This is a genomic window from Mesorhizobium intechi (assembly GCF_002879535.1).
GTDB classification, from domain to species: domain Bacteria; phylum Pseudomonadota; class Alphaproteobacteria; order Rhizobiales; family Rhizobiaceae; genus Mesorhizobium; species Mesorhizobium intechi.
Map to the genome: position 1 here is coordinate 1 of NZ_PNOT02000261.1, position 9,135 is coordinate 9,135.

Consider the following 9,135-nt stretch of genomic DNA (forward strand, 5'->3'; position numbering starts at 1 on the left):
CTACACAGCCGGACCAGGAAACAGGCAAAAGGAACGAGAACGATGAAAAAGGCACTGCTGCTAGGCACCACCGGGGTCGCTGTAGTCCTTGCCATGCTGGCTTTCGGTTTCGTGGCCGGCAGCCCACAGATTGCCAAGGCCGGTACGGCACAGCCCGTCCAGATGGCGGCCGATACCAAGATCGACCGCGCCGAGGTCGAAGGGATCATTCGCGACTATCTCCTGAAGAACCCGGAAGTGCTGCTCGAAGTGCAGGACGCGCTCGAAGCCAAGCAGAAGGAAGAGCAGCGCATCGGCGCGCTCGGCGTCATCAAGAATGCCAAGGACCAGATCTTCAACTCCGCCTTCGATGGCGTCGTCGGCAATCCGAATGGCAAGGTGACGATCGTCGAGTTCTACGACTACAATTGCGGCTTCTGCAAACGCGCCATCGAGGACATGCGGGCGCTGACCAAATCCGATCCGGATCTGCGCTTCGTGCTCAAGGAGTTCCCGATCCTCGGCCCGGATTCGCAGAAAGCCAGCGTCGTTTCGATGGCGTTCCACCTGATGATGCCGGAAAAGTACGGCGAGTTCCACAATGCGCTGCTCGGCGGCCAGGGGCGCGCCACCGAGGCGACCGCGATCAAGATCGCGCTGTCGCTTGGCGCCGACGAGGCGACGCTGCGCGAGAAGATGAAGGATGCTTCGATCCCTGAAGCCTTCTCCAAGACCTACGAGCTTGCCAACAAGCTGGCCATCACCGGCACGCCGTCCTACGTCGTCGGCAACGAGGTTGTATTCGGGGCTCTCGGGCAGGACGTGTTAGCGGAAAAGATCAAGGCAGCGAAAGCCGCGCTTTGATCGGCCCGGAGTTTTCTTCACGGGCGCATTTCGGCCTGTTGTGGACAGTGAAAGAACGCACTTGCGCTCTTTTCGCGGACGACTATGCCCGGTATAGAGGCCCAGCGTGCCGGTCTGATATCGGCGCCGGAAAAGGTCGGTTTTTTTGAAAACGGTTTTCGTCCTGAACGGTCCCAATCTCAACGCGCTCGGCAAGCGCGAGCCGGGCATCTATGGCGGCAAGACGCTTGCCGCGATCGCGGACGACTGCAAGCAGTTGGGCACGGCGCTCGGGCTCGATATCGATTTCCGCCAGTCGAACCACGAGGGTGACCTTGTCGACTGGATCCAGGAAGCCGGCGACAAGGCTGCCGGCATCGTTATCAATCCAGGCGCCTACAGCCACACCTCGATCGCCATCCACGACGCCATCCGTTCGGTGGCACCGCTGCCGGTCGCCGAAGTTCACCTTTCCAACATCCATGCGCGGGAATCATTCCGCCACGTCTCCATGATCGCGCCGGTCGCCGTCGGCATGATCTGTGGCTTTGGGCCGCTCGGCTACACGCTGGCGCTACAGGCGCTGGCCGCACGCCTGTGACCGGCCAACAAACAGAAGGCTCGAAAATGTCGATAAAGAAGACCGGTGTTGACCAGCAACTGATCCGCGATCTGGCGGGCATACTGAACGACACCAACCTGACCGAGATCGAGGTTGAACTCGGCGACCTGAAGGTGCGCGTGTCGCGGCAGGCCCCTGCCGTCCATGCGATCGCGGCACCCCAGCCCAGCTATGCGCCGGCAGTAGCCCAGCCAGCCGTCGCTGCCGCCCCGGCCACGGTCGACGTGTCGAAGAACGCGGTGGCTTCGCCAATGGTCGGCACCGCCTATCTGGCGCCGTCGCCCGACGCCAAGCCGTTCATCGAGGTCGGCCAGACGGTCAAGGAAGGTCAGACGCTGCTGATCATCGAGGCGATGAAGACGATGAACCAGATCCCCTCGCCGCGCGCCGGCACGGTGACGGCGATCCTGTTCGAGGATGCGACGCCGGTCGAATACGGCATGCCGCTCGTCGTGATCGAGTAGAGCGGGCCGAATGTTCCAGAAGATCCTCATCGCCAATCGCGGCGAAATCGCGCTTCGGGTGCTTCGTGCCTGCAAGGAACTCGGCATCCAGACGGTGGTGGTGCATTCGACCGCCGACGCCGACGCCATGCATGTGCGGCTTGCCGACGAGAGCGTCTGCATTGGCCCGCCGCCATCGCGAGACAGCTATCTCAACATCCATCAGATCGTCGCGGCCTGCGAGATCACCGGCGCCGACGCGGTTCATCCTGGTTATGGGTTCCTGTCCGAGAACGCCAAGTTCGCCGACATACTGGCCGCGCACAACATCACCTTCATCGGCCCGACCGGCGACCATATCCGCGTCATGGGCGACAAGATCGAGGCCAAGCGCACCGCCAAGCGCCTCGGCATCCCGGTGGTGCCAGGTTCCGACGGCGCGGTGACCGAGGAGAAGGAAGCCAAGCGCATTGCCGCCGAAATCGGCTATCCCGTGATCATCAAGGCCTCCGCCGGCGGCGGCGGACGCGGCATGAAGGTCGCTCACACCGAGGCCGACCTCGAGGTCGCTCTGCAGACCGCGCGCTCGGAAGCAGGCGCCGCTTTCGGCGACGACGCTGTCTACATCGAGAAGTATCTGCAGAAGCCGCGCCATATCGAAGTGCAGGTTTTCGGCGACGGCTTTGGCCGCGGCGTGCATTTCGGCGAGCGCGACTGTTCGCTGCAACGGCGCCACCAGAAAGTCTGGGAAGAGGCCAATTCGCCGGCGCTCAACGCCGAGGAACGGTCCCGCATCGGCGGCATCTGCGCCAAGGCCATTGCCGACCTCGGCTATTCCGGCGCCGGCACGATCGAGTTCCTCTACGAGAATGGCGAGTTCTATTTCATCGAGATGAACACACGCCTGCAGGTCGAGCATCCGGTGACGGAAGCAATCACCGGCATCGATCTCGTGCACGAGCAGATCCGCGTCGCCTCCGGCGGCGGGCTTTCCGTCAGGCAGGAAGACATCAAGTTCAATGGCCACGCCATCGAATGCCGCATCAATGCCGAGGATCCGCGCACCTTCACCCCCTCGCCCGGCACCATCACGCATTTCCATACGCCAGGCGGCCTCGGCATCCGCGTCGATTCCGGCGTCTATTCCGGCTACAAGATCCCGCCCTATTACGACAGCCTGATCGGCAAGCTGATCGTCCACGGGCGCAACCGCGTCGAATGCATGATGCGGCTGCGCCGGGCGCTGGATGAATTCGTCGTCGATGGCATCAAGACGACATTGCCGCTGTTTCGCGATCTGGTCGGCAATGCCGACATCGCCAATGGCGACTATGACATCCACTGGCTGGAAAAATACCTGGCCAAGGAAGAGTAATCCGGGGACGCGATGACCCGTCCTTACGCGCCCGGCTATCGCATCCCCACCGACCTTCTTCTCAAGGCCTACGCTTCGGGCGTCTTCCCGATGGCCGAAAGCGCCAGCGACCCAGAGGTGTTCTGGGTGCGGCCGGAGACGCGCGGCATCATCCCGCTCGACGGGTTCCACACGCCCAAAAGCCTGAGGAAGACGATCCGCAAGAACCCGTTCGACATCCGCTTCGATTTCGATTTCGAGGCGACGATCGACGGCTGCGCGGAAAAGCGGGAGGAAAGGCGCTCGACCTGGATCAACGCGCCGATCCGCGAGGCCTATGTGCAGTTGCATCGCATGGGCCACTGCCATTCGGTCGAGGCCTGGCATGAGGACAAGCTGGTCGGCGGCCTCTATGGCGTGTCGCTCGGACGGGTGTTCTTCGGCGAAAGCATGTTTTCCAAGGAGACGGATGCGTCGAAAATCTGCCTGGTGCATCTCGTCGAACGCTTGAGGGCACGCGGCTTCGCGCTGCTCGATACGCAATTCACCACCGAGCATCTCAAGCGCTTTGGCGCTGTCGACGTGCCACGCGGCAAGTATGAGAAGATGCTGGCTGACGCGCTGAAAGGTGAAGCAGTCTTTTTTCCGTAGCGATTGGGCCTACTTCGCGGCAGCTTTCTCGATTGGCGTCTGCGAGTGGAACATCATCTTCCAGCCGTTGACACGATGGACATAGCCGGTGCTGACCAGCGCGGCGTAGGGTTCGCCGTTCTCGCGTGTCGCATGCGCCTCGTAAGTCAGCATGATGACGTCGCTGCCGGGCTCGATTATTCCCTTGAGCTCGATATCGAGATCGCGCCAGCGACTGGGCTTGGTTGCGGTCTTGGCCAGGTCGGCATTGTCCATCGCCTTTGCCATTTGCGGAAAAGCCACCAGGCATTCCGTGTCGGCATTGGCCGCGTAGTAGGCGGCATCGCCGGTCCAGAACCCTTTTTCGAGCTCCAGCAGTTCTTTCTTGCTGGCCGTGATTCGCTTGGTGTCCGACATCGAAATATCCTCCGGGCGCGCCGATGCGCGGTCGTCCGTGATCCAACGCATGGTGGCCACGACGGTTCCCAGGGATCAGTTGGCGTTTGACGTATCCGGTTGCGTGGGATCGGACTGTTCCGCGTCCGGGCTGGCCGCCGGCTTGGCGGCGGCTGGTTTGGTCGCGGCCGGCTTCGAAGCGTCAGCCTTGGTCGCGTCAGCCTTGGCGGCATCTGGCGCCGGCACATCAGACTTCTGTTTGCATTCCTTCAGCCAGACGTCATAGACGGCATGCTCGACGGCGTTGAGACCCGGGCTTTCGGCGAACATCCAGCCGGTGAAGATGCGGCGGATCTTGCGGTCGAGCGTGATCTCGTCGACCTCGACGAAGGAATCGGTCTTCGGCTCCTGGTTCTGTGGCCGGGAATAGCAGACGCGCGGCGTCACCTGCAAAGCACCGAACTGCACGGTCTCGTCGATATAGACGTCGAAGGTGATGATGCGGCCGGTGATCTTGTCGATGCCGGCGAACTCGGCAACCGGGTTGGTGATGCGATCCGATCCCGCGGGCGCGGCCGGTGCCGGAGCGGCAGGGGCCGCCGGTGTAGGCGACGCCGCAAAGGCCGCGGTGCTGACGGCGAGGCCCGCGGCTAGCGTCAGACCGCCCGTCGATATCAGATTGAAAAAGTTCATATAGGTACCGGTGGTTCGCGCCCGGGTGATTCCGTCGATCGCCAAGGCTAGTCGCCGTTTTCTGATCAGCAAGCAGCTAAACACCAATTGTGGCGATAACGGACCGGCCCGCACTTTGCCTCGTCGCAAGCCGGCCCGTTACGAACCGGGTGTCCAGGCGTCGTAGTCACCCGTAACCTGCGGGCGATGCTGATTGGTCAGCACCGAGCCCTTCGGGCGGTAGGCCGCTGGCGTGCCGGTCAGATTGGGCTGGTGCGGCTTCTGCCAATCGCGCGGCTTGTAGTCCTCGCTGGCCGGAGCGAGATCGACGCGGTGGTGGATCCAACCATGCCAGCCGGGCGGTATGGCCGAAGCTTCCGAATAGTTGCGGTAGATGACCCAGCGGCGCGTACGGCCTTCCGAATCGATGCCACCTTCGTAATAGACGTTGCCGACCTCGTCCTGGCCGACCCTCTTGCCGTACCGCCAGGTGTGCAGGCGTGTTCCCAACGTCTGGCTGTTCCACCAAGTGAAAAACTGCGTCAGGAAAGTCTTCATCTCAGAGCCCTTTGCGCTGGCGGCGCCTGTTTCCTGCTTATGGCGTCAGGCCCGCGGGAAGGCAAGGGTTTTGCCACGGGGAGCGCGCAAATGGCGCGCCCGGGTGCCGACACAAGCCTATGATCCGCGGTGGCGGCAGGATGCACGCTTGCCAAGCCTTTCGGCTCTTTCTAAAGCTCAGCGCGCCCGTGCGAATATCCAATCCGGCCATGGGCCGAAGGAGGTGACGATTGGCCACGAAACCGCCGACCACCGACATTCGCATCGGCGCCGAGCTGATTCGCCGCCGCAAGGGCGGCATCCCGTTGGTCTGCCTGACCGCCTACACCTATCCCGTCGCCCGCCTGCTCGACCCGCATGTCGACCTGCTTCTGGTCGGCGACAGCGTCGCCATGGTCCTGCATGGCCACGAGACGACGCTCGGCGCCTCGCTGGAGATGATGATCGCGCATGGGCAAGCCGTGATGCGCGGCTCGGCCAGGGCCTGCGTGGTCGTCGACATGCCAGCCGGCAGCTACGAAGAATCGGCGGAGCAGGCCGTGGCCTCGGCGCTGCGCATCGTTGACGAAACGGGCTGCCAGGGGGTGAAGCTTGAAGGCGGCGTCGACATGGCCGGGCAAATAGCGGCAATCGTGGCCGCCGGCATTCCGGTCATGGGTCATATCGGCCTGCTGCCGCAATCGGTGGAAAGGGACGGCGGCTACAGGATCAAGGGCCGCACGGACGAGACCGTCGCGGCGCTGATGGCCGACGCGCGCGCCGTCGAAGAAGCCGGCGCGTTCTGCGTGGTCATCGAAGGCACCGTCGAGGCGGTTGCGGCCGACATCACACGCAGCATTGCAATACCAACCATCGGCATCGGTGCCAGCGGTGACTGCGATGGCCAGATCCTTGTCATCGACGACATGGTCGGGCTGACGGTCGACCGCGTGCCGAAATTCGTCAAGGAATATGCGGACCTGCGCCGCGTGATCGCGAACGCGGCCGAGCGCTACGCAGCCGATGTGCGAGACCGGACTTTCCCCGCTGCTGCTCACGTCTTTTCAAACTCAAAAGCTTCTTCGAGCAAGGATGTCGGGGATGAGGCATGAGGCGGCCTGACGTCGTCGACAGCGTCGCGGCACTTCGCGCGCAGGTCAATGGCTGGCGGCGCGACGGCTTGCGCGTCGCCATGGTGCCAACCATGGGCGCGTTGCATGAGGGTCATCTCTCGCTGATCAGGATCGCCAGGAAAAGAGCCGAGCGCTGCGTGGTGTCGATCTTCGTCAACCCGACGCAGTTCGCTCCGAGCGAGGATCTCGACAAGTACCCGCGCCAGCTGACCCGCGACCTCGACCTGCTGGCGACGGTCAAGGCCGATCTTGCCTTCACGCCGACGGTCGGCGCGATGTATCCTGCCGGCTTCGCCACCAGGATCTTGGTCGGCGGCCCGTCGGCCGGGCTCGAATCGGACTTCCGCCCCACCTTTTTCGAGGGCGTTGCCACCGTGGTGGCCAAGCTTTTTCTGCAGGCGACGCCTGACTGTGCGGTCTTTGGCGAGAAGGACTACCAGCAGCTTTGCGTCGTCAGGCAGCTCTGTCGCGACCTTGACCTGCCTGTCGAGATCATCGGCGCCCCGACCATGCGCGACGCGCATGGCCTGGCCATGTCGTCACGCAACGCCTATCTCGACGAGGCTGAACTCGCTGTCGCCCGCCAGCTCAACGTCATCCTGCACAAGACGGCTGCCGCAATCGCGGCCGGAGCGCACGGTGATGACACAACCGGCGAAGCCAGCCGCGCTCTCATCGCCGCCGGTTTCCGGAAGGTCGATTATGTCGAGGCCCGCGAAAGCCTGACGCTGGCGCCCTGGCGCCGCGGCCGCGCGGGGCGCCTTCTTGCCGCCGCCTGGCTGGGCAAGACCAGGCTGATCGACAATGTGGACGTGCCGATCGCCTGAACGGGTCGCGCTACGCCATGCTACGTGTCCTGTCGCGCCACCCGTCCGAGATTTCCGGCACGCGCTTACTCCTCTGTCGGCATATGCAGATACATCGACTGGATGCCGACGCGGCCCGGACCGGTGAAGCGGTTGACGATGAAATTCACATTGGCGCCGAAGAAGCCGCTCGACAGGCGATCGATCTTGGTTTCCATCCTGACGGAAGCATCCTTGAATAGCCAGCCGCCCGGCTCGATGTCGATGGTCTCGCCGGCGGCAAGCGTCTTTTCGAAGACATTGCCGTAGCCGTGCAGCCACACGATGCCGTCGCCGGTGTCGCCGCGAAAGCGGTCGATGAAGAAGCCGCTCTGGCCAAACAGCATCGTCGCCAGGCCGCGTACACGCTCGAACGTATACTCGACATTGCCGGTGGCGGCGAGAAACTGGTGTTCACGCACCTGGATCTCCTCTCCACGCCTGAGATGGATCGGGACGATGTGACCAGGTCCATCACGGCTGAAAGCAATGATGCCCGCTCCCGACGCCTCGGTGACGAAGATCTGCATGCCGGCCATCATGCGCTTCAGCGCGCCCTTCAGCGATTTCAGGCCGATGGTGATGGTCGAGTTTTTCCACAACAGGATGTGGTGCTCGAAATAGACAGGCATCCGCGTCACATCGACCGAAAGCACGGGCACCAGTTCGCCGGCTATGTGGTAGGTGACGCCACCAAAAGTTTCGTCCGACACCTGCGTCGGCATCAGTTCGGGCAAGCTTGGCATGGTTTCCCCCAGCGCTAACCAGCGTGCCGGTCCATTCCGGCTTCCGCGCGGTCAGCGCCAGCAGCTTTGGTGCGATGCCCTCCGGCCGTCAAACGAAAACGGGCGCATGCAACGCCGCTCGCGGGAAGGTGATCAAGAGAGGTTCACTTCGACGGAATCAGCCGGCAAGAGGCCGGTGGTAGACCAGTGTCTGCTCGCCAGAGGCACCCGCGTGCTCGCCGGCACCGCCGGATCGCACGAAGCCGTTCGCTTGGTAGAAGGCGATGGCGCGGATGTTCCGTGCCTCCACTTCCAGACGGATGGCGCGGGCTTCCGGAAAACTCGCGATGATCTCATCGAGCAACATGCCGCCAATGCCCTTGCCCTGCAGGGTCGGAAGCACATAGAGCTGTTTCAGGATAACCAGGTCCCCGCCATCGAGGCTTTCGGCAAAAGCCACGCCGCCAATGCGCTTGCCGTCATCGGCGACCAGGAACTCGCTGTTCGGCTTGGTCAGTCCCGTTTTCAGAGACGCAATCGAATGCCGTTCGCCGGCGATTTCGGTAGCCCGCCCGGCGCCATAGATCGCGCCGTAGGTGGAGTGCCAGGTTTCAACCAGGAGCGCGCGGATGGCAGCGAGATCGCGTTCGCCGGCGGTGCGGACGAACATGGCCTTACTCGATGCCGAGCTTGGCCTTGACGAGGTCGTTGACCGCCTGCGGATTGGCCTTGCCGCCCGTCGCTTTCATCACCTGGCCGACGAACCAGCCGGCCATGGTCGGCTTGGCGCGCGCCTGTTCGACCTTGTCGGGATTGGCTGCGATCACCTCGTCAACCGCCTTCTCGATGGCGCCGGTGTCCGTGACCTGTTTCATGCCACGGCTTTCGACCAGCGCACGCGGATCGCCCCCTTCGTTCCAGACGACCTCGAACAGGTCCTTGGCGATCTTGCCGGA

12 protein-coding genes and 1 pseudogene are annotated in these 9,135 nt (G+C 63.2%); 7 read left to right on the forward strand and 6 right to left on the reverse strand.

The window, feature by feature from the left end:
* Nucleotides 1-42: 42 nt before the first annotated feature.
* The 5 genes from C1D09_RS23125 (at nucleotide 43) to aat (ending at nucleotide 3,892) form a co-directional block, all read left to right on the forward strand.
* Nucleotides 43-843 carry a DsbA family protein gene (locus tag C1D09_RS23125; RefSeq protein WP_143976463.1) on the forward strand — a complete coding sequence of 267 codons (801 nt, stop codon included), beginning with the start codon at nucleotides 43-45 and terminating at the stop codon, nucleotides 841-843.
* Nucleotides 844-988: 145 nt separating this feature from the next.
* Nucleotides 989-1,423: a type II 3-dehydroquinate dehydratase gene (gene aroQ, locus C1D09_RS23130; protein WP_143976464.1), complete on the forward strand. Its 435-nt coding sequence runs from the start codon at nucleotides 989-991 to the stop codon at nucleotides 1,421-1,423.
* A 26-nt stretch (nucleotides 1,424-1,449) separates the two neighbouring features.
* Entirely contained in the window at nucleotides 1,450-1,908 is a 459-nt protein-coding gene (gene accB, locus C1D09_RS23135) for an acetyl-CoA carboxylase biotin carboxyl carrier protein (RefSeq protein WP_143976465.1), read from the forward strand.
* A 10-nt stretch (nucleotides 1,909-1,918) separates the two neighbouring features.
* On the forward strand, nucleotides 1,919-3,262 hold the full coding sequence (gene accC / locus C1D09_RS23140; RefSeq protein WP_069092041.1) for an acetyl-CoA carboxylase biotin carboxylase subunit: 1,344 nt from the start codon (nucleotides 1,919-1,921) through the stop codon (nucleotides 3,260-3,262).
* Between the two features lie 12 nt (nucleotides 3,263-3,274).
* Nucleotides 3,275-3,892 (forward strand): leucyl/phenylalanyl-tRNA--protein transferase, encoded by a 618-nt coding sequence (aat, locus tag C1D09_RS23145; RefSeq protein ID WP_143976466.1) that lies wholly within the window; start codon nucleotides 3,275-3,277, stop codon nucleotides 3,890-3,892.
* Between the two features lie 9 nt (nucleotides 3,893-3,901).
* Here aat and C1D09_RS23150 read toward each other — a convergent pair whose 3' ends face one another.
* From C1D09_RS23150 to C1D09_RS23160, 3 genes are all read right to left on the reverse strand, one after another.
* Nucleotides 3,902-4,288 (reverse strand): hypothetical protein, encoded by a 387-nt coding sequence (locus C1D09_RS23150; protein WP_143976472.1) that lies wholly within the window; start codon nucleotides 4,286-4,288, stop codon nucleotides 3,902-3,904.
* 75 nt (nucleotides 4,289-4,363) lie between these two features.
* The gene (locus tag C1D09_RS23155) at nucleotides 4,364-4,960 is read right to left on the reverse strand and encodes a DUF2155 domain-containing protein (protein ID WP_143976467.1); all 597 of its coding nucleotides are present in this window, start codon (nucleotides 4,958-4,960) and stop codon (nucleotides 4,364-4,366) included.
* Between the two features lie 138 nt (nucleotides 4,961-5,098).
* Entirely contained in the window at nucleotides 5,099-5,497 is a 399-nt protein-coding gene (locus C1D09_RS23160) for an NADH:ubiquinone oxidoreductase subunit NDUFA12 (RefSeq protein ID WP_010909204.1), read from the reverse strand.
* A 230-nt stretch (nucleotides 5,498-5,727) separates the two neighbouring features.
* On the opposite strand from C1D09_RS23160, the gene panB reads away from it, so the two are divergent.
* The gene (gene panB / locus C1D09_RS23165; RefSeq protein WP_143976468.1) at nucleotides 5,728-6,588 is read left to right on the forward strand and encodes a 3-methyl-2-oxobutanoate hydroxymethyltransferase; all 861 of its coding nucleotides are present in this window, start codon (nucleotides 5,728-5,730) and stop codon (nucleotides 6,586-6,588) included.
* A complete protein-coding gene (panC, locus tag C1D09_RS23170) occupies nucleotides 6,585-7,436 on the forward strand; it encodes a pantoate--beta-alanine ligase (protein ID WP_143976469.1) in 852 nt (283 codons plus the stop codon). Before panB ends, panC begins: the two co-directional genes overlap by 4 nt.
* Before the next feature lie 65 nt (nucleotides 7,437-7,501).
* Here panC and C1D09_RS23175 read toward each other — a convergent pair whose 3' ends face one another.
* The 3 genes and pseudogenes from C1D09_RS23175 to gatB all read right to left on the reverse strand — a co-directional run.
* Entirely contained in the window at nucleotides 7,502-8,200 is a 699-nt protein-coding gene (locus tag C1D09_RS23175; protein ID WP_143976470.1) for an AIM24 family protein, read from the reverse strand.
* Between the two features lie 157 nt (nucleotides 8,201-8,357).
* Nucleotides 8,358-8,849, reverse strand: a complete 492-nt coding sequence (locus C1D09_RS23180; protein WP_143976471.1) for a GNAT family N-acetyltransferase — start codon at nucleotides 8,847-8,849, stop codon at nucleotides 8,358-8,360.
* Between the two features lie 4 nt (nucleotides 8,850-8,853).
* Nucleotides 8,854-9,135, reverse strand: a pseudogene (gene gatB / locus C1D09_RS23185) (Asp-tRNA(Asn)/Glu-tRNA(Gln) amidotransferase subunit GatB); the annotation flags it as partial.